This window comes from Aquipuribacter sp. SD81 (genome assembly GCF_037153975.1).
GTDB lineage: Bacteria > Actinomycetota > Actinomycetes > Actinomycetales > JBBAYJ01 > Aquipuribacter.
In genome coordinates, this window is the sequence record NZ_JBBAYJ010000014.1 from 37,070 (window position 1) to 56,703 (window position 19,634).

Below are 19,634 nucleotides of genomic sequence, written 5' to 3' on the forward strand. Positions count from 1 at the left end.
CCACCGGGGACGCGCGCCCTGCCGCACACCGGCGAGCCGTCGCTAGCTGAGCAGGAGGTCCACGACGACCGGACGCTCGGCGACGACCTTGCCGAGCAGGTCGGGCCGGGCGCCGATCGCCCCGGGCAGCGCGACCTGGCGCACCGTCGCCGCGTGGCCGAGCAGGCCCCGCGGACGGGTCCGGGGGGTCCCGGCCGGGGCGGTCGGGGCCGCCCCGGGGGTGAGGTCGTCGAGGCGACGAGCGAGCGCGTCGCCGCCGGCCGTGCCCGGCAGGTCACCCGCGACGACGGTGGGGACGTCGTCGGGTGGGCCGAGGAGCGCGAGGAGGTGCGCGGCGACACCCGCCTGGTCGGCGTCCCCGCCCCTGGTCGTCACGGTCGCCGCGCGCAGGCGGCGGCCGTCGGTGAGGCGCAGCGTGGCCAACGCCATCCCGCCGCCGGGCCCGGCCAGGGCCTCGGTGCCGTCCGGCGACAGGCGCAGCGAGGTGAGGACCGCGGCCCCCGCGGAGTCCCGACCGGACACCGCGACGACGAGGCCGACGTCGGAGGCGAGGCCGCCGACGCGGTGCCCGCTGAAGGGGTGGGTGGGGACCCGGTGCAGCAGCGCGACGTCGGGACGGGTCTCGCGCAGCAGCCGCACGAGACCGGCGCGGCTGCGCCGGAACCGGTCGACGTCGACGGCGAGGACCCGGACGGACGTCGGGACGGTGGCGGGGACGGTGGTGCCGGTCGCCACGGGCTCAGTCCGCGAGGGCGAGGTCGGCGGCACCGACGAGGCCCGCGTCGTTGCCGAGCTCGGCCCGCACGATCGCGGCGGCCGGTCGGAACCCACGCCCCGTCAGCTCGTGCTCGTAGGCCTCGCGGGCGGGTCCGAGCAGCAGGTCGCCCGCGTCGGACACACCCCCGCCGATGACGACGACGCCGGGGTCGAGCAGCGCGACGAAGCTCGCGACGGCGGTGCCGAGCTGCCGGCCGAGGCCGGCCAGGAGCTCGACGGCCATCTGGTCGCCCTCCCGCGCGGCGGCCGTCACGAGCGGGCCGGTGATGCGCTTCGCCTTGCCGCCGGCGCGCTCGAGGAGGCCGCTGGCGAGCGCGGAGCCGGACTCGGCCTGCTCACGGGCCTCGCGGACCAGCGCGGAGCCCGAGGCGTACTGCTCCCAGCAGCCGCGGTTGCCGCAGCCGCAGCGGTGCCCGTCCGGCACGGCGCGCACGTGCCCGAGCTCCGCGGCGACCCCGTGGGCGCCCCGGACCAGCCGGCGGTTGATGACGATGCCGCCGCCGAGGCCGGTGCCGACGGTGAGCAGCAGCATGTCGTCGTGCTCGCGCCCGGCGCCGAACTGGAACTCGCCCCACGCGGCGGCGTTGGCGTCGTTCTCGATGACGACGGGGACGTCGACGTGGGCCTCGACCTGCGCCTTGATCGGGTTGTCCCGCCACGCGAGGTTCGGCGCGAACATGACCGTGGAGCGACCGGCGTCGATGTAGCCGGCGGCCGCGACCCCGACGGCGCTCACCTCCGCGGCCGGTCGCAGCTCGCGGATGCCGTCGACGACCGCCTCGACGATCTCGTCGGGGCGGGTGGGCTCGGTCTCGCGGCGGGTCCGGGCGACGATCGTGCCGTCACCCGTCACCACCCCGAGCGCGATCTTCGTGCCGCCGATGTCGACGCCGATCGTGGCGGTCATGGTGAGGGCTCCTCTGCGGGGGTCGCGGGCGTTGCGTGCGGGGTCGCGGTCCGGGGACCGCTGACAGGGATTGTGGTCCGTGCGCGAGCGACGTCGGACGCCCGGTCCGCCGCGCGGTCGGCCGCACGGTCGGCCGGCTCGGCCGGACGGTCGTCGGCGGCCGGCTGCGCGACGTCCTCGGCGGCCGCGGGCGTTGGCGTCGGACGGGCGGGACCGGTGCGGCTGGTGGCGCCCTCGAGCGCGGCGAGCAGCTCCCGGCCGGCCTGCACGACGTGCCCGGCGGCGGCCTGCAGGTGCGCGGCGGTGGCGGGGTCGACCCGCCCGGCGGACTCCGCGAGCCGGCACACGGGGCAGCCGGGGCACTGGTCCGCCGCGCCGCCGCCGAGAGCGTGCCAGCCGCTGCGGAGGGCGTCGAGAACGCCGGGGCCGTCCGGCCTCGCATCGTCCGGCCTCGCACCGCCCGGACTCGCACCGTCCGGGGCCGTCGTCTCGTCGCGGGGTGTCGTCATCGTCGTCGTCCGGCGATCAGCGCCACAGGTCCGGGTCGGGACGCAGCCGCACCTCGAGACGGGGCCCGGCGGCCGGGTCGAGCACGACCTCCGCGGCCTCGACGTCGCAGCGGGTGAGCGCGGCCGGCAGGACGAAGGACCGCTCGGCCCCCGGCACGCGGACGTGGAGGGCGGTGCCGTCGTGCTCCAGGCGCGGCGGCTCGGGCGACGGCAGGTCGCACCACCACGTGTAGCCGGCCGCCTCGACGCGCACGCCGCTCGCGGGGGCCGGTGCGGCGAGCGGGTCCGCCTCGGCGACGCGGTCGAGGCCGAGCAGCGGGCGGGTGCAGCCGTGCGCGGCGTGCTCGGATGCCGCGCCGACGACCGCCGCGGTGCCCGCGACCGTGGCGAGCGCCCGCGCGGCCCGGCGCAGCGCGAGCGCCTCCCCGAGGGCCGACGCCGCGGCAGGGTCGTCGACCGCGGGGGCGGCGAGCCGGTCGAGGCGGGCGTCGAGCACCCGCACCGCCAGCGCCGGCGCGTCGACGAGGCGGAGCACGTCCGCGGCGCCGACGGTCACGACGACGGCGTCGGCGCGGGCGTCCTCGACGTGGCCGGCCACGAGGTCCCAGACCGTGAGCGGCCCGGCGAGCGGCACGGGCAGGCCCGCCGCGACGACGTCGGCGTGCAGGCCGAGCACCCCGGCCAGCCGCGCCGCCCAGGCGAGCGGCACCCGGACGTCCTCGGCACCGTCGACACCGTCGGCGCCGGTGGCCTCGCGGGCTGCGTCGGCACCGTCGACCGTGGCCCCGAGGACGGCGAGGCCCTCACCGGCGTGCGAGCCGGCGTCGACGACGACCGCCTTGGCCCCGGCCCGCCGCACCGTGCCCGGGACGCGGGCGCCCGCGGGGCAGCAGTCGACGGCGAGCAGGACGCGCACGGTCCGCGCTCAGCGCTCGGCGCGGGCGCGGAGGTCCTTGAGGGCGGCGTCGGTGATGACCTTCTCCGCCTTGCGCCGCAGCAGCCCGGGTAGGCGCATGGTGACGTCGACCTCCAGCCGGTACGTCACCTGCGTGCCGGCGCCGGCCTCGACGAGCACGTAGGCGCCGTCCATCTTCGACGTCACGGAGCCGGGCTCCACGAGCGACCACGACATGGTCCCGGTGCCGCCGGTCGTCACGGCGTAGTCGTAGCGGACGTGCAGCGTGTCGCGGACGGGCCCGTTGCTCATCGTGAGCCGGGCCTCGGTCGGCCGGCCGTCGGCGTCGGTGTCGAGCACCTCGACGGCGGTGATGCCACCGGCCCACTCGGGGTAGCGCCCGAGGTCGGTGATGACCTCGAGCACGTGCTCCGGCGGCGCGTCGATGGTGAGGGTCGACTCGGTGCGCTCGGCCACGGGGGCTCCTGGGGGTCGGCGGTGCGCGGGCGGCCCGAACCTACCCTCAGAGCACGAGGCCCACGAGCCCCGCGATCGCGAGCAGCACGAGCAGGAGCAGCAGGGCCGCGCCGCAGCCCACCGCCAGGCGGGCCGAGCGCGGCAGGCCGGCGAGCGGGCCCCGGGACCCGGGCCGCTCCGACGCGCTCGTGACCGACAGCTCGGCGAGCATCGCCTCCGCGCGCGGCTCGGCGACCTCGGCCGCTCTCGCGGCTGCGGCGTCGGTGCCGGCGGGGTCGACCGGCCCGGGGCCGGGGGCGCGGACGGGGGCGAGGTCCTCGACCGGCTGGCCGAGCGGGTCGGTGGTGCGCCTGCCCGTCGCGTCACCGGTCCCGGCGCCGGGGTCGACGGCCGGGTCCCCGGCGGCCGGCCACGCGGGGTCCGGGTCGGCGTACAGGTCCCCGCCCGCGGCGTCCGGGTCGTCGCGCTCGCCGCCGGTCGCCCGCAGGGGCTGGTGGCAGAGCGTGCACCACTCCTGGCTCGCCACGACCCGGGCGCCGCACGACGGGCACCGCCCGACGGCCTCCGCGGTGTCGTCACCCGTCGTCCCGCTCACCGCTGCGCTCCCGGGGTCGCTCTATAGGCCTGCACGAGGCCACGCTTCCACGACCGGCGCACGACGTCGCGCAGCCGCCGCGCGTGCCGCGCGCGACGTCGCCCCTCCCGCCCGGCCGGGCCGTGCCGGCCGTGCGGGCTCGACCCGCCGGGTACGGTCCCGGGCGCGATGCCGGTGCCGGTGTTGGTGCCGGGGCCTGCGTCGGGGTCGGGGCCGGCGTCGGGGTCGAGGCGCACGTACAGGTGCACGACCGTCCCGCCCCAGGCGGGCTCGAGCCACACCTCCGCGCTCCCCCGCCACGTGAGGGTCCGTCCCCACCGGCGGCTGCGGGCCGTCGCCCGCCAGCGCACACCCTCGGCCCCCCGCTCCTCGCCGACCACGAGGTCGAGGCCCGTCCCCCCGGTGGCCGCGGCAGCGAGCCACTGCTCCCACGAGGCGCGGCTCGTGGCGCGCACGTCGCCGGGAGCGGCGCGCACGAACGTGTCGTCCACGACGTCCACGAGGGGCACGGCGAACAAGGATGCCGCCAGCAGGTCCTGACCTGGGACGTGGTCCTCGACTACGCTCGCTGTCCACAGGCTGAGAAGCCCGTGCCCCTGCAGCCGCCGACTCGACGAGGAGACATCGTGCGCGAGTTCACCGTCCCGCCCGCCGTGGAGCCCTACCCGGGGTCCATGGCCGACATCCTCGTCGACCGGGCCCGCAACGCCCCGGACGCCGCGATGTTCTCCCGGCGGGACGGTGACACCTGGACCGACGTGACGACGGCGCAGCACCTCGCCGAGGCGACGAGCGTCGCCAAGGGCCTCATCGAGGCCGGCATCCAGCCCGGGGACCGGGTCGGGCTCATGTCCCGCACCCGCTACGAGTGGACCCTCGCCGACCACGCGATCTGGCTCGCGGGCGGGGTCACGGTGCCGATCTACGAGACCTCCTCCGCCGAGCAGGTCGCCTGGATCCTGTCCGACTCCGGCGCGAAGGCCGTCTTCGTCGAGGCCGCGCACCACCGGACGGTCGTGGAGTCCGTCGCCGACCGCGTGCCGGCGTGCGCGCACACGTGGGTGTTCGACGACGGCGGGCTCGACGCGCTGGTCGACTCCGGTGCCGACGTGGCCGACGACGCCGTCGACGCCGCGCACGGCTCCCGCACGGCCTCGGACCTCGCGACGATCATCTACACCTCGGGCACGACCGGGCGGCCCAAGGGCTGCGAGCTCACCCACGGCAACTTCATCGACCTGTGCCGCAACGCGGAGTCGAGCCTGTGGGAGGTGCTGCACATGGAGGGCGCCTCCACGCTGCTGTTCCTGCCGCTCGCGCACATCTTCGCCCGGTTCATCCAGGCGCTGTGCGTGGTGACGGGCGTGCGGATGGGCCACCAGCCCGACCCCAAGGACCTCGTGCCCGCGCTCGGGACGTACCACCCGACGTTCATCCTCAGCGTCCCCCGCGTCTTCGAGAAGGTCTACAACGCCGCCGAGCAGAAGGCGACGGGCGAGGGCAAGGGCCGGATCTTCGCCGCGGCCGCGCAGACGGCGATCGACTGGTCGAAGGCGCAGGACACCGGCGGCCCGGGTCTGCTGCTGCGCGCCAAGCACGCGCTGTTCGACCGGCTGGTCTACGTCAAGCTGCGCGACCGCCTCGGCGGCAAGGTGAAGTACGCGGTGTCCGGCGGGGCACCGCTCGGGGAGCGCCTCGGTCACTTCTTCCGCGGCATCGGCCTCATCGTGCTCGAGGGCTACGGCCTCACCGAGACGACCGCGCCGGCCTGCGTCAACGTGCCGGAGCGGGTCAAGATCGGCACGGTCGGCAAGCCGATCCCCGGCTGCGGCGTGCGGATCGAGGACGACGGCGAGATCTGCCTGTCCGGCGTCAACGTGCTGCGCGGCTACTACGACAACCCGACCGCGACGGCCGAGGCGATCGTCGACGGCTGGTTCCACACCGGCGACCTCGGCGAGCTCGACGACGAGGGCTACCTGCGGATCACCGGCCGCAAGAAGGAGATCATCGTGACGGCGGGCGGCAAGAACGTCGCCCCGGCCCAGCTGGAGGACCGGATCCGGGCGAACCCGATCGTCAGCCAGTGCATGGTCGTCGGCGACAAGCGTGCGTTCGTCGCGGCGCTCGTCACGCTCGACCCGGAGATGCTCCCGGTGTGGCTGGAGAACCAGAACAAGCCGGCCATGAGCCTCGCCGAGGCGGCGCAGGACCCCGACGTGCTCGCCGCGATCCAGTCCGCGATCGACGACGCCAACACGACGGTGTCGAAGGCGGAGTCGATCCGGAAGTTCACGGTCCTGCCCGACGACTGGACCGAGGACACGGGCCACCTCACGCCGTCGATGAAGCTGAAGCGGAACGTGGTGCTCAAGGACTACGAGAACCAGGTGGAGAAGCTGTACGGCTGATCGGGCCGAACGGCCCGGACTTACGGGCTGCCGGTCGATCGAGCCTGTCCCACGGATGCTCTCGCGTGGTCAAAACCCCTACGGCGGGGAGCACGCTGACCGATACTCCGTGGTGCCACCAGGACGGCTGGTGTCGTGGTGTCCCCGCTGCCCTGGCCCTGCGCCAGACGACCTGATGGAGTCCGACTGTGGTCCTGCAGCAACGCTCGGGGACCCCCACTGCGCCGCCTGACCCGGACCGTCCCTCACGGCTGACTCGCTGGGTCCCGCTCCTACTGGTGGTTGCTCTGCTCGCCTCGATGGTCCGCTTGGCGGCGCGGCCGATCAGCGACCCTGACGCCTTCTGGCACCTGCGGGTGGGCTACCTCCTCCGAACCGGCGAGTTCTCCCTCTTCCGCACCGGACCGTTGTCCAGCTTCGCGACGGAGTCCTGGATCCCCCGCGACTGGGTGCCGCAGCTGGTCGCGAGCCAGGTGGAGGCGTGGTTCGGGCTCCCAGGCGTCGCGTGGCTGTACGGGCTGTCCCTCGTCGCCTTCGTGCTCGTGACGTACCTGCTCTGCCGCCGGTGGTCCGACGCGCTGCCGGCGGCCGTCGCCACCGGTCTCTGCGTGGTCGGTGCGATCGGCAGCCTGTCCCAGCGACCGCAGATGGTCAGCTTCGTCCTGCTCGTGGTGGTCGTCCACGCCTGGCTGCGGACGGCCGACGACCTACGGCCGCGCTGGTGGCTGGTGCCGCTCATGTGGGTCTGGGCCGGCTCCCACGGCATGTGGTACCTCGGTATCGCCGTCGGTGGGGCCGTCGTGGTCGGGCTGATGCTCGACCGACGAGCGGACCTGCGGCGGCTCTTCGTGCTCGCGCTGGTGCCATTCCTCGGTCTGGCGGCCGCCGCCATCACCCCGGCGGGGCCCTGGCTGCTCCTCGCCGTGTTCCAGACCGGGGACAAGTGGCGGTTCGCCACGGAGTGGGGTCCGCCGGACTTCACGTCCGTCAACCACGCCACGGCCATGCTCATGGTCGCGCTGACGCTGCTGCCGTGGACCCGGGTGCGCGCCCCCATGGCCTGGGTGCACCTGCTGCTGGTGCTGCTCGCCACGGCTCTGGTGCTCATGGCCGAACGTACGGTCGCCGCCGGTGCCGCGATGGTGGTGCTCGTCCTGGCCTCGACCCTGCAGGGTCTGTTCCACGGACGGGCGCCCGCACCGCTACCGCGCTCGGAGGTCGTGACCCTGGTCGCGGCTGCGGGACTGGCCGCCGGCGCACTGGCGATCACGGTGCCCATCACGTCCGATGGCCCCGCCGGCGTGCCGGAGGGGCTCTCTGCCGAGCTCGACGCCCTAGAGCCGGGCAGCGCCGTCATCAACGCGTACGAGCTGGGTGGCTGGCTGCACTGGCGGCACCCGGAGCTCAACACGGTCATCGACGGGTTCACGGACGGCTACTCCGTGGAGGCCCTGGAGGCGTGGACCTCGGCCGTGGTCGTCGCACCAGGGTGGCAGCAGTACGTCCGGAGCACAGGAGCCGACCACGCTCTGCTCAGCGAGGAGTCGCCACTGACCGAGGCGCTGACCGACCGCCTCGGCTGGCGGGTGGTGGAGGTGGACGAGGGCTACGTCCTGCTCGAGGCCGGGCGAGGATGACGTCGAACGAGGGGCACCGCCGGACCCGGAGATGGCGCACGTGACCGTCTCCGCCGACGGCGTGGCGGCCCAGTCCCGTGAGGGGGTGACGGTCGAGCGGCTGCACGTGCGTTTCGGCTCGGTGACAGCGGTGGACGCTGTCGACCTGGGGGTCTCGCCCGGGCAGGTGCTGGCACTCGTGGGGGGCAACGGCGCCGGCAAGTCGACGACCATGCGCGTCGTCGCCGGCGTCGTGCCCGCCACGTCCGGCCGGGTGGTGGTCGACGGGGTGGACGTGTCCCGTGACCTGCTCGCCGCGAAGCAGCGCACCGGCTACTGCCCGGACGTCGGCGGTCTGCTGCCGCGGGCGACGCCGTGGGAGCACCTGCAGCTGTCGGCCGCGCTGCGGGGTCTGACCGGCTGGGAGGAGCGGGCCCAGCACCTCCTCAAGCGCTTCGAGCTCGCCGACGTCACCGACCGGGTCACGGCCGGGTTCAGCCACGGCATGGGTCGGCGCATGTCGGTCGTGCTCGCCGGGCTGCACCGCCCGCCCGTGCTCCTGCTCGACGAGCCCTTCGACGGCGTCGACCCGCTCGGGGTCGAGGCGACGTTCGAGCTCGTCGAAGACCTCACCGCCACCGGCACCGCGGTGCTCGTGTCCACGCACCTGCTGCAGCTGGCGACCGAGGTCGCCAACGACGCCGTCGTGCTGCGCTCGGGGTCCGTAGTGGGGCGCCTGCCGGTGGCAGACCTGGTCGGGCGCGAGGGCGCCCGCCGGTACCGGGAGCTGCTCGGCTCGTGAGCGCGACCCTTGCCGGGACGCGAGGCCTCCGGCCGAGCCGCGACCCCCGCGCCGTCGCCCGCGAGCTGCGGGTGCTGCTCCGGTTCCGCCTGACCGTGGGCGGCGCCCACCCGGCCCGGCGACGGACGGTCGTCGCGGCGCTGGCGATCGGCCTTGGTCTCGGGGTTCCCGTCGCGGTCGCGGCGTGGGCCCCGCGCGACCAGGCTGACGACGCCGTCGTCCTGACCCCTGTCGTGTGGACCGTGTTCGTGGTGGCGGCGGTCGTCGCGGCGCTCGCGGCCGCCGGCGGCCGCGAGCTGCTGCCCCGGGCGCAGGCGGTGGCCTACCCCGTCAGCTCCACGACCGACCAGCTCGGCGCACTCGTCCTCACGCCCCTGAACGTGGCGTGGAGCCTGCAGGCCCTCCTCGTGCTCACCACGAGCGCCTACGCCGTCGGACCGGACGCCCGGCTGCCGTTCGTGCTCCTCGCGGCCTGGGTGTGGCTGGTGGCGGCGACGTGCGTGGCCGGGCTACTCGGGTGGGTGGCCGAGCTAGTCCGCACGCTCCCGTTCGGCCGGTGGCTGCTGCGCGGTGTCCTCGTGCTGGCGCTCCTCGGCGGCGTGGCGCTCGTGTGGTCGGGGCTGTGGATCCGGCTGCTGGACCGGACGCCGGTGACCGCCCTTGTCGTTGCCGCGATCCTCGGCCCGGGTGACCCGGTCGTCTTCGCACTCGTGCAGCTCGGGGTCCTGCTCGTGGCCGCCGCCGCCGTCCTCGCGGCCGTTCCGCTCGGCGAGCTCCTCGAGCAGCGTCCACTGCCGGACGACACGCGGGGCGACAGCCGGCTCGTGCGTCGTCACGGCCCGCCCCGATCCGAGCTCGCCGCGGCCGTCCTCCTCGACGTCCGCTCCGTGGTCCGGAGCCCTCCGTTGCGTCGGGGGCTGGTGGTGCTGCTGCTCACGCCGCTCCTGGCGGCGGCACTGGTCGAGCTGCCGTGGGTCGGCGTCGTCGTGCTGCCCGCGCTCGTCGGGTCCGGGACAGCGCTGCTCTACGGCGTCAACGCGCTGGCCCTCGACGGCCGCGGTGCCCTGTGGCGCGACTCGCTGCCGCACCGCCCGCACACCACCTTCGTCGGGCGTCTGCTCGCCCTGACCCTGCTCTGCCTCGTCAGCTCGACGGCCGTCGTCGCCGTGGCGAGCGTGCGCGCCGAGACCCCCAGCGCGGTCGGGGTGCTCGCAGTGGTGTGCGCCATCATCGTGACGACCGCGCAGGTCGTGTCGCGGTGCGCCCGCTGGTCGATGCGCAAGCCGTACCCGGCCGAACTGCGGCGAAGCCGCGACACCCCCGCCCCGCCCGCCGCCATGGCCGGTTACTCAGTGCGACTGTCCGTGGTGACGACGGTGACGTGCGTGGCGTTGGGGATCGCGGTCGTCCTCGACAGCGTGATCGTCGCCGTAGGGGTCAGCGCACTGCTGCTGTCCTTCTCGCTGCTTCGCCTTCGACGGGCGGCTCTGCGCCACGCGGACACGTCCGAACGGGCGAGGGCGGTCGCGACGGTCGTCGGGGCCTGACTCATCCGTTCGGACACGATGTGGTCCACATGGATGACGGTTCACCCAGTCGTAGGTCACACTGCGTGTCGACGTTCGGGGCGTCGTGTCGGTCGGGAACGGGAGAGGGTGCCGTGCTGCGCAAGAGTCGACGCCGTCGTGACGACGGGGCCGCGGCGGTCGAGTTCGCGCTCGTCGGCGGCTTGATCCTCATCCCGCTCGTCATGGGCATCCTCGCCTTCGGGCTGTACTTCTGGTCCACGACCCAGGTCAACCACGCCCTCCGCGAGGGAGCACGCGCCGGGGCGACGGGGATGTCCTGCAACGACTGGAACGCCCTGATGAGGCAGCGACTGGCTGGCGTGAACTGGACGCGCGCAGAGATGGAGCCGAGAGTAGCGCGCCTGGCGGCGGACCCCTTCACAATCACGGTCACTTGGTCCCAGCCGATTGTGCCTGTCCCGGGAGGGGTAGGGCCGTCGGCGAATCCCACCCTGCAAGCAAGTACGCGCGTAGAACGAATGCCCGATGACACGAGCGCCTGCATGGTGACGCGATGAAGGCGCTAGCCGGCACTCGTCACCGACGCGGGGACGAGGGTGCCGTCGCGGTCTTTACCGCCATCCTGGCCGTGGTGCTTTTCGTTGTGTGTGCGATGGCGGTTGAGTTCACGAATCTCTGGTCAACCGACCGTGCGTCTCAAAAAACCGTAGACCTGGCGGCAACCTCGGCGGCCCAGTTCCTGCCCGACATGTGCGCAGCAGCGCGCGAGGCGCGGGCCAACCTCAACGACAACCCGATCCCCGACTCGGCCGCCCTTCCATCTCTGTCCGTGTTGCTCAACGGCGACGTCACTGACGGAGAGATCCAGATACTCACGTCGATGGAGGCCGCTCCGCCACCCTTCGGTACGAACACGGCCGCCGCCCGAGGCGCCGGAGCGTGGCTCGACGCCCGCGGGTGCTCCGACGCCACACGGCCGACCGTCGAGGACGCCAACGCGGCGCAGGGTCGCGCACGCATGGTTCGCGTGATGGCGCCGCTTGCGTCGATTCCGCTGCAATTCAGCCCCGTGGCCGAGGCCGAGCCCGTAGGGGCAACTGCAGCTCCTCGTAGTGCCTACACACGTCGCATGGCCACGGCTGGCATCGTCGGGTCCAGTCGCGGCGTCGGTTACGGACTCATGCCCGTCGCCATGCCCGAAGGTTGTCTTGAGTCAAGCGGGTTTGGCCCGACGACAATCTTGGTGGGCCAAGAAAACAATTTCGACGGAATCAACTGGACGGCACGCAACAATAACGGCGCGAACGGCCCACTCTTCACTACAGGCCTGCCCGACGTTTCAGAGACAACCGTTGCATCGGGCTCCGCAAGAGTTAGCGTCACCGTCAACCGACTTGCGCTTAGCCCTACCACGGCTAGCGCCACCGCCCCCGGCGCTGTGGTCTTTGACTTCCACACTTTTGGACCGCTAGGAAGTCTCCGCGCGGTGGCCGAGCCTCCGGCCGTCGCTCTCCAGGGCGCCCCTTTCGGTACCGCTGGGAACTTCAGCGCCACATTCATCATCACTCTGCCCTCCGCCATGGCTAATTCCCCCGGCATTTGGCTCGTGCGAGCGGCTCAACCGAACGCCACTGGAAACGCCAACAACCGGCGGTGGACGCCCGATAGCGAAGTCGCAGAAATTTTCGTAATTGGCGACGCCGCACAGGAGATCGGATGCGACGAACCGAACCGTGGCAACTTCGGCATGATTAGAACCGAGCGCCGAGACGGCCGCGGTAACGATGTGACTACGAACATGGCGCTCGGTATGGACCACAGCTTAAGCGCGTTTCCGACACCACCTGGCCCAGCGTCCCCTACCTGTGACGGGGAAGACATTCCGAGTGGTGCGCGTCGAGACTTAACTCCGACGGGTGGCCCCGTGGACAACGCCAACTGCTCCTACATTCTTCCCGGAAGCCCTGACGGAAAGTACACCCAGGGCTTAGTGACTGGGATACCGGGGTCGAACCCACGTATCGACGGGCGCCTTGCAAGAACATCTGCGGTGTCGGTTCCCAACTCTTGCACCGATCCGGCCTCGTCCGGCGACTATCTGTGGCGAACGCCGACGCATGGGCGCGTTCAAGTGATCAACACCGTATTGTCGTGCTATCTGCTTCCGGGCGCGTCTCTGAGTGGAGCGATCGCGGAGTCCGCGACCACGCCCTCCTTTTCAGAGGACATCTACGGTGATCCTCGGTTCTTCTTCGTTCCGGTCTTCGACACGTCCGAGCGACCGGGTTCGGCTGGCAATTACTACGCCATTAAACGCTTCGTCGGTGCCTTCATCACGAGCCAACAGGAAGATGGCACCGTCCCGAGTTGCACGAATGGCCGTAAGGCGTCCTGCAATGGTCTTCAATTCGGGGGCACACAATTAAACGAAGTGACCATCTTCACCTTTCCCTTAGTCGCCCTGCCCCCGACCACCGAGACACCCGTGCAAGAGGGGCCCGATGGCTTCGAGGATTACATCGGGGGCACTAAGGAGGTCGTCCTGTACGAGTGAGACGTATCGTCCGTTCGGACGATACGAAACCACCGGACAGGACGATCCGGACGCCCCACGGCGCCGGATAGCGTCAACCAGGCACCACGCCAGACCCCGGCGTGGTGCAAGCTCCTAGGGGAGGCTCCACCTCATGGTCGGTCGTGTGCTGCTGCTCATCGCAGCCTTCTTCGTCGCCGGGCTCGGCGCACTGCTCGTGTACCTCTACGCGGACCAGGCTGACGAGCGGGCGCTGGCTGAGCTCCGACCGTTGTCGGTGTACGTGGTGCAGCAGCCGCTGGAGACCGGGGCCGACGTCGCCACGGCCATCTCCGAGGGGCTCGTCGCCCTCGAGGACGTGCCGGGTGCCGCGGTCCCGGACAACGCCGTCGGAGCGGACAGCACCGTGGAGCAGGGCACGGTCGCCCTCACCACCCTGGTGCCCGGCGAGGTGCTCGTCGCCTCCCGCATCGGCAACCCCTCGCAGCAGGAGCGGCTCCCGCTCACCGACGGACGCATCGCCGTCTCCTTCCCCTTCGAGGACCCCAACCGCGTCGCGGACTTCATCCGGCCGGGGTCCGAGGTCGCGGTCTTCCTCACCTACGACGACCCGGAGGCCCTGGAGGAGCAGCCAGGCGGCGGTTCCGAGGACGACGTCGCACCCCCCCCGGCCGCGGCCGGCGAGGACCCCGAGGCCCGACGCACGCGGCTGCTGATGGATCGGGCGCAGGTCATCGCCGTGGGCGCGACCACGACGCAGCCGGTCCCCGCCGAGGGCGAGCAGCAGCCGACCGAGGTGGTGCCGCGCACCATCCTCACCCTCGCCCTCACGCAAGAGGAGGCCGAGCGGCTCGTCCTCGGTCAGGACCAGGGCGAGATGTACCTGGCCCTGCTCGCCGAGGACTCCGAGATCGCCCCCAGCGACGGCGTCAACCTCGAGAACCTCTTTCCGGGAGCCGCAGGATGACCATTCTCGTCGCCGTCCCGTCGACCGCCGCCGAAGCCGCGGGCGAGCATGCCCGCCCCGTCGCCGACCTCGAGGGCATGCAGCTGCTCCTTGACCGCGACAAGGTGCCCGTCACCGTCGTCCTCGGGCCGGACGTCGACCTCGAGCGGGCGCTGCCCCTCACGTCCGACCTGCGGCTGCACCGCCCCGAGGTCGGCTTCGTCCTGCTGCGCGACGCGGTCGACTCGACCGTCCTGCGCGACGCCCTGCGCGCCGGCATCCGCGAGGTCGTCGAGACGTACGACCCTGTCGCGTTGGCCGACGCGGTGAAGCGCAGCGACGAGCTCAACGCCGCCCTGGCGGAGCGCTCTCACGTCGGCGACGACGACGCGTCGTCGCTCGGACGGGTCGTCACGGTCTTCTCGGCGAAGGGCGGCTGCGGCAAGACGACGATCAGCACGAACCTCGCGGCCGCGCTCGCCGACGGCGGCCGGCGCAACGTGGTGATCGTGGACCTCGACCTCGCCTTCGGCGACGTCGCGATCGCGCTGCAGCTGTTCCCGTCCCGCACCATCGCCGACGCGGTCCCGATGGGCGAGGCCGATATCGACTTCGACGGTGTGCAGTCGCTGCTGACGCCGCACTCCCCCGGTCTCACGAGCCTCGTCGCGCCGGTGGAGCCGGGCGCCGCCGACACCATCCCCGCCTCGCTGGTGGGGCGGATCCTCGAGCTGCTCCGCGAGCACTTCGACTACGTGATCGTCGACACGCCACCGGCCTTCGACGACCAGGTGCTCGCCGCCTTCGACGCCTCGGACGCGATCGTGCTGCTCGCCACCCTCGACATCCCGGCGCTGAAGAACCTCAAGCTGACGCTGGAGACCCTTGACCTCCTCAACTACCCGCGGGAGCGGTGGCGGATCGTGCTCAACCGGGCCGACTCCAAGGTGGGTCTCGCCACGAGTGAGGTCGAGAAGACGCTGCGCACCGCGATCACGGCGCAGGTGCCGAGCAGCCGCGACGTGCCCGCCACGGTGAACCGGGGTGTGCCGATCGTGCTCGACGACGCGAAGCACCCGGTGTCGGTCGCCATCAAGTCCTTCGCCGACCGCGACATCGTCGGCACGCTCACGCCGGCCGCCAAGCAGGAGAAGGTGCCCGCGCCGCTCCGCAACGACCGCCGCGGCTTCCTGCGCCGCCGGGCCAAGGCCTGACCGGGACCGGGAGGACCACATGAGTCTCGCTGACCGCCTCGCGGCGGCCCGGGCGCAGCAGGCGCCCGCATCGGACGCCCCGAAGGGCCCTCGCAACCGGACCCGCCGGGCCCAGCACAAGGACCCCTTCGCCGACCTCAAGCGCGACGTGCACCAGGCGCTGCTCGACACGCTCGGGCCGCAGCTGTACGACGCCCGGCTGTCGGCGTCGGAGCTCGAGCAGAAGGTCCGCTTCACCCTGCAGGACGTGCTCGCCGGCGGTGAGGTACCCCTGACATCGGCGGACCGGACCCGCATCACGCAGGAGATCGCCGACGACATCCTCGGCTACGGCCCGCTCGAGCCGCTGCTCCGCGACCCCGAGGTTACGGAGATCATGGCCAACGGTCCCGACCTCGTGTACGTGGAGCGAGGAGGCCGGCTGTACGAGGTCGACGCCCACTTCAACGACGAGACGCACCTGCGCCGGACCATCGACAAGATCGTCGGCCGGGTCGGCCGTCGCGTCGACGAGGCCACTCCCATGGTCGACGCCCGCCTTCCCGACGGCAGCCGCGTCAACGCGATCATCCCCCCGCTCGCGGTCGACGGGTCGGTCCTCACGATCCGCAAGTTCGCCGCCGACCCCCTCACGGTCGACGACCTCGTCGCCTTCGGGAGCCTGTCCCGCACGGTGGCGGAGTTCCTGCGGGCGTGCGTCGCGGGCCGGCTCAACGTCATCGTGTCCGGCGGCACGGGCGCCGGGAAGACGACGACCCTCAACGTGCTGAGCGCCTTCATCCCCGAGACGGAGCGCATCATCACGGTCGAGGACGCCGCCGAGCTGCAGCTGCACCAGCAGCACGTGCTCCGCCTGGAGTCGCGACCGCCGAACATCGAGGGCCGCGGCGAGGTCAAGATCCGCGACCTCGTCAAGAACGCGCTGCGGATGCGCCCGGACCGCATCGTCGTCGGCGAGGTCCGCGACGAGGCCGCGCTCGACATGCTCCAGGCCATGAACACGGGCCACGACGGCTCGATCTCGACCGTGCACAGCAACGGCCCGCGCGACGCCGTCGCCCGCCTCGAGACCATGGTGCTCATGGCCGGGGTCGAGCTCCCGGTGCGGGCCATCCGCGAGCAGGTGTCGAGCGCGGTCGACCTCATCGTCCATCAGACCCGCTTCCGCGACGGCGGCCGCCGGATCACCCACGTCACCGAGGTCGTCGGCATGGAAGGGGACATCGTCACGCTGCAGGACATCTTCCTCTTCGACAGCCGCGCAGGAATCGACGAGCACGGCCACCCGGTCGGGCAGCTGCGCTCCACCGGGCTGCGGCCGAAGTTCCTCGACAAGCTCGCAGCGCAGGGCATCCACGTCGACCCGACCGCCTTCGCCTTCGAGCGGTTCGCGCGATGACGAGGCGTAGCGCCCTCAACGCAGGGCTCGTGCTGGCGACCGCCGCGCTGCTGGCGGCGCCAGCCGCCGCCTCGCCCGTCGACGCGGCCGACGCCCGCATCTCGAACGTCGGCTACACGGATACGGGCCTCGAGCTGACGTACTCGGCCCCGGGGCTGCCCAGCGGGACCGGCCTCGACCCCGAGACCATGACCGCCGAGTTCGTGCCCGAGGTGGGAGGCGCGGCGTTCTCGCTCGACGTCGACGCCGTCGCAGCAGAGGGCGCGGCCATCCAACAGCGAGTCGTCCTCGTGCTCGACACGTCGGGATCATTGTCCGACGACGACGTCGTCGCCCTCCGCGAGGCCGCCAACAGCCTCGTCGACCAGCTGCCCGAGCAGGCGGAGGTCGGACTCGTCACCTTCGGTCAGCCCGCAGTCACCGTCCTCGATCCGACCACCGACCGGGCCGCGCTCCGTGCTGAGCTCGACGAGCTGGACGACGTCGGTAACACCGCCTTGTTCGACGCCGTCATCCTCGGCACCGAGATGCTGCGCGGCGAGGGCAGCGAGTCGATCGTGCTCATGACCGACGGCCAGGACGAGGGCGACGGTCCCGGGACCATCGGCAGCGAGGCGACGCTGGACGAAGCCGCCGCGTCGGTGGCCGCGTCCGGTACCCGGCTCACGGCCGTCGCATTCGGCGATGCGGCGACCGAGCCGCTCGAGCAGCTGGTGGCCGCGAGCGGTGGCAGCGGCGTGGTTCCCGCCGACGACGGTCCGGCCCTCGTGCAGGCGCTGCAGGACATCGGCGAGGACCTCGCCACCGAGCTCGCCGTCGCGGTATCCGTGCCGGAGTCGATCCGCACGACCTCGGGCGTACTCACCCTGTCCGCCACCGCGGGGGACGTCGACACCACCGCCACGTGGGAGGGCCGGCTCGGCCCGGACGCCCCGGCCCCGACGCCGACACCCACCGCGACTCCCGAGCCCGAGCCCAGCCCGGAGCCGTCCGAGGCGGTTGTCGTCGCGCCGCCGTCGGCCTCGCAGCTGGGCTTCCTCGGGCCGGTGGCGCTGTACATCGCTCTCGGCGCCCTCTTCCTCGCGCTCCTCATCGTGGCCCTCGTGCTCGTCGGTCTGGCCGCGAGCCGCAACAGCCCCGCCGCCGTTCGCGAACGCAGCCTCCAGGTCTACTCCGTGCACGGCAGCCAGCCGGCCCTGGTCGAGCAGGAGCGCTCGAGCACGCGGCTCGGAGACAACGCGGTGGCTCGCACCGCGGTCGAGTACGCCGGGCGCGTCGTCGACAAGCGGCAGAGCGGGGACCGACTCGGCCGAAGGCTCGACGCGGCCGGCATCCCGCTGCGTCCCGCCGAGTGGGTGGTCATCCACACCGTCAGCACGATCGGCGGCGGTCTCCTGCTGCTTCTCTTGTCGCGCGGCAACATCCTCGGCCTGGTCCTGGGCCTGGTCATCGGCTACCTGGTGCCGCGCTTCCTCGTGTCGTTCCGCCGTGACCGACGTGAGCGGGCCTTCCTCAACGTGCTGCCGGACACCCTCGGGCTGATGGCGTCCGGGCTGCGCGCCGGGTACTCCATGCCTCAGGCCATGGACTCCGTCGCCCGGGAGGGCCAGGAGCCGGTCAAGAGCGAGTTCAACCGCGCCCTGGTGGAAGCACGCCTCGGGGTGCCGGCCGAGGAGGCACTCGAAGGCATCGCCCACCGCATGGACAGCCAGGACTTCCGCTGGGTCGTCATGGCGATCCGCATCCAGCGCGAGGTCGGCGGCAACCTCGCCGAGCTGCTCGACACGGTGAGCGGCACCCTGCGCGAGCGCGCCCGCCTCAAGCGACAGGTGCTGGCGCTGTCGGCCGAGGGGCGGCTGTCGGCGTGGATCCTCGGAGGGCTTCCCGTCCTCTTCGCCGCCTACCTCGTCCTCGTCCAGGGCGACTACGTCAGCACCCTGTGGACCGAGCCGTTGGGCATCGCCCTGTCCCTGGTGGCCATCGTGCTGTTCGTCATCGGCCTGTTCGGCCTGCGTTGGGCGACGAAGGTGGACGTGTGATGATCGAGAGCATCCAGAACATCACCGGCGCCCTGTTCGGCTCGCCGCTGCTGGTCGTCGGTGTGGGGGCGATCTTCCTCGCCGTCCTGCTCGGGGTGGGCTCCCTGCTGCTCGCCCCCACCGCCAACCAGGCGGCCGTCTCGAGGTCGCTGGCCGCCGTCGAGGCGCTGCAGTCCGCACCTCGGTCCATGCGACAGCAGGAGCTCGAGCAGCCGCTGCGCGTCCGCGCCCTCGACCCCGCCTTCGGGACCCTCACCCGCCTCGGCCGTCGACTGACGCCCGACGGTCAGGTGGCTCGCATCCGCAAGCGTCTCGACCTGGCGGGCAACCCGACCGGGTGGGACGTCGACCGGGTGGTGTCCCTCAAGGTGCTGCTCAGCTTCGTGCTCGGGGCCTTCACCGCGCTCGTGTGCCTGCTGGCGTCCACGTCTCCTTTCCGGGCGATCGTGGGCGTCGGGCTCGCGCTGGCGATCGGCTGGTTCGCGCCCTCCCTCATCGTCTACCAGATGGCAGCCAAGCGCTCGGAGCGCATCCAGAAGTCGCTGCCCGACGCCCTCGACCTGCTCACGATCTCTGTGGAGTCGGGGCTGGCCTTCGACGCTGCCCTGGCGCAGGTCTCCCGCAACACCGACGGCCCGCTCGCGGCGGAGTTCTTCCGCGTGCTGCAGGAGATGCAGATCGGCACAGGGCGCATGGCCGCCATGCGTGCGATGGCCGACCGCACCGACGTCGCCGACCTCAAGTCCTTCGTGGCGGCCATGGTGCAGGCAGACTCCTACGGCGTGCCCATCGCGAGCGCGCTGCGTACCCAGGCGGACGAGATGCGCGTCAAGCGGAGCCAGCGGGCCGAGGAGGCCGCACAGAAGGTGCCGGTGAAGATCCTCTTCCCGCTGATCTTCGGCATCATGCCTACGCTGTTCGTCGTCATCATCGGACCGGGCGTCATCCAGACCTTCCTGTCCTTCAGCAACCTCTGACCGGGAGG

At 72.5% G+C, this 19,634-nt stretch carries 18 protein-coding genes; 11 read left to right on the forward strand and 7 right to left on the reverse strand.

Features of this window, described 5'->3' with window-relative positions; genetic code table 11:
* Positions 1-42: 42 nt before the first annotated feature.
* The 7 genes from WAA21_RS10070 to WAA21_RS10100 are packed head-to-tail and all read right to left on the reverse strand — an operon-like array spanning position 43 to position 4,669.
* On the reverse strand, positions 43-735 hold the full coding sequence (locus WAA21_RS10070) for a hypothetical protein (protein ID WP_336922660.1): 693 nt from the start codon (positions 733-735) through the stop codon (positions 43-45).
* A 4-nt stretch (positions 736-739) separates the two neighbouring features.
* A complete protein-coding gene (locus tag WAA21_RS10075) occupies positions 740-1,684 on the reverse strand; it encodes an ROK family glucokinase (RefSeq protein ID WP_336922661.1) in 945 nt (314 codons plus the stop codon).
* Positions 1,681-2,193 (reverse strand): hypothetical protein, encoded by a 513-nt coding sequence (locus tag WAA21_RS10080; RefSeq protein WP_336922662.1) that lies wholly within the window; start codon positions 2,191-2,193, stop codon positions 1,681-1,683. Before WAA21_RS10080 ends, WAA21_RS10075 begins: the two co-directional genes overlap by 4 nt.
* Before the next feature lie 16 nt (positions 2,194-2,209).
* Complete coding sequence (locus WAA21_RS10085) at positions 2,210-3,109, reverse strand: hypothetical protein (protein ID WP_336922663.1); 900 nt, start codon at positions 3,107-3,109, stop codon at positions 2,210-2,212.
* A gap of 9 nt (positions 3,110-3,118) precedes the next feature.
* Entirely contained in the window at positions 3,119-3,565 is a 447-nt protein-coding gene (locus WAA21_RS10090) for an SRPBCC family protein (protein WP_336922664.1), read from the reverse strand.
* A gap of 46 nt (positions 3,566-3,611) precedes the next feature.
* Positions 3,612-4,160 (reverse strand): hypothetical protein, encoded by a 549-nt coding sequence (locus WAA21_RS10095; protein ID WP_336922665.1) that lies wholly within the window; start codon positions 4,158-4,160, stop codon positions 3,612-3,614.
* Positions 4,157-4,669: a hypothetical protein gene (locus WAA21_RS10100; protein ID WP_336922666.1), complete on the reverse strand. Its 513-nt coding sequence runs from the start codon at positions 4,667-4,669 to the stop codon at positions 4,157-4,159. The genes WAA21_RS10095 and WAA21_RS10100 overlap by 4 nt, the downstream gene beginning before the upstream one ends.
* A gap of 117 nt (positions 4,670-4,786) precedes the next feature.
* Between WAA21_RS10100 and WAA21_RS10105 the strand changes: the two genes are divergently transcribed.
* From WAA21_RS10105 to WAA21_RS10155, 11 genes are all read left to right on the forward strand, one after another.
* Positions 4,787-6,571, forward strand: coding sequence for an AMP-dependent synthetase/ligase (locus WAA21_RS10105; RefSeq protein ID WP_336922667.1), 1,785 nt, complete (start codon positions 4,787-4,789; stop codon positions 6,569-6,571).
* Positions 6,572-6,849: 278 nt separating this feature from the next.
* Entirely contained in the window at positions 6,850-8,208 is a 1,359-nt protein-coding gene (locus tag WAA21_RS10110) for a hypothetical protein (RefSeq protein ID WP_336922668.1), read from the forward strand.
* A gap of 40 nt (positions 8,209-8,248) precedes the next feature.
* Positions 8,249-8,989 carry an ABC transporter ATP-binding protein gene (locus tag WAA21_RS10115; RefSeq protein WP_336922669.1) on the forward strand — a complete coding sequence of 247 codons (741 nt, stop codon included), beginning with the start codon at positions 8,249-8,251 and terminating at the stop codon, positions 8,987-8,989.
* Positions 8,986-10,536 (forward strand): hypothetical protein, encoded by a 1,551-nt coding sequence (locus WAA21_RS10120; RefSeq protein WP_336922670.1) that lies wholly within the window; start codon positions 8,986-8,988, stop codon positions 10,534-10,536. The genes WAA21_RS10115 and WAA21_RS10120 overlap by 4 nt, the downstream gene beginning before the upstream one ends.
* Before the next feature lie 65 nt (positions 10,537-10,601).
* Entirely contained in the window at positions 10,602-11,075 is a 474-nt protein-coding gene (locus tag WAA21_RS10125; protein WP_336922671.1) for a TadE family protein, read from the forward strand.
* The gene (locus WAA21_RS10130) at positions 11,072-13,072 is read left to right on the forward strand and encodes a hypothetical protein (protein WP_336922672.1); all 2,001 of its coding nucleotides are present in this window, start codon (positions 11,072-11,074) and stop codon (positions 13,070-13,072) included. Before WAA21_RS10125 ends, WAA21_RS10130 begins: the two co-directional genes overlap by 4 nt.
* Before the next feature lie 133 nt (positions 13,073-13,205).
* Complete coding sequence (gene cpaB / locus WAA21_RS10135) at positions 13,206-14,018, forward strand: Flp pilus assembly protein CpaB (RefSeq protein ID WP_336922673.1); 813 nt, start codon at positions 13,206-13,208, stop codon at positions 14,016-14,018.
* Positions 14,015-15,211: an AAA family ATPase gene (locus WAA21_RS10140; RefSeq protein WP_336922674.1), complete on the forward strand. Its 1,197-nt coding sequence runs from the start codon at positions 14,015-14,017 to the stop codon at positions 15,209-15,211. Before cpaB ends, WAA21_RS10140 begins: the two co-directional genes overlap by 4 nt.
* Positions 15,212-15,230: 19 nt before the next feature.
* Positions 15,231-16,610: a CpaF family protein gene (locus WAA21_RS10145; protein WP_336922675.1), complete on the forward strand. Its 1,380-nt coding sequence runs from the start codon at positions 15,231-15,233 to the stop codon at positions 16,608-16,610.
* Positions 16,607-18,649: a type II secretion system F family protein gene (locus WAA21_RS10150; RefSeq protein ID WP_336922676.1), complete on the forward strand. Its 2,043-nt coding sequence runs from the start codon at positions 16,607-16,609 to the stop codon at positions 18,647-18,649. The genes WAA21_RS10145 and WAA21_RS10150 overlap by 4 nt, the downstream gene beginning before the upstream one ends.
* Positions 18,649-19,626 (forward strand): type II secretion system F family protein, encoded by a 978-nt coding sequence (locus WAA21_RS10155; protein WP_336922677.1) that lies wholly within the window; start codon positions 18,649-18,651, stop codon positions 19,624-19,626. The genes WAA21_RS10150 and WAA21_RS10155 overlap by 1 nt, the downstream gene beginning before the upstream one ends.
* Positions 19,627-19,634 lie beyond the last annotated feature (8 nt).

Excerpts from the sequence above, each read along its gene's own strand:
- WAA21_RS10075 (WP_336922661.1), bottom strand. The coding sequence starts at position 1,684 with ATGACCGCCACGATCGGCGTCGACATCGGCGGCACGAAGATCGCGCTC.
- WAA21_RS10080 (WP_336922662.1), bottom strand. The coding sequence starts at position 2,193 with ATGACGACACCCCGCGACGAGACGACGGCCCCGGACGGTGCGAGTCCG.
- WAA21_RS10130 (WP_336922672.1), top strand. The coding sequence starts at position 11,072 with ATGAAGGCGCTAGCCGGCACTCGTCACCGACGCGGGGACGAGGGTGCC.
- cpaB (WP_336922673.1), top strand. The coding sequence starts at position 13,206 with ATGGTCGGTCGTGTGCTGCTGCTCATCGCAGCCTTCTTCGTCGCCGGG.
- WAA21_RS10140 (WP_336922674.1), top strand. The coding sequence starts at position 14,015 with ATGACCATTCTCGTCGCCGTCCCGTCGACCGCCGCCGAAGCCGCGGGC.
- WAA21_RS10145 (WP_336922675.1), top strand. The coding sequence starts at position 15,231 with ATGAGTCTCGCTGACCGCCTCGCGGCGGCCCGGGCGCAGCAGGCGCCC.
- WAA21_RS10150 (WP_336922676.1), top strand. The coding sequence starts at position 16,607 with ATGACGAGGCGTAGCGCCCTCAACGCAGGGCTCGTGCTGGCGACCGCC.
- WAA21_RS10155 (WP_336922677.1), top strand. The coding sequence starts at position 18,649 with ATGATCGAGAGCATCCAGAACATCACCGGCGCCCTGTTCGGCTCGCCG.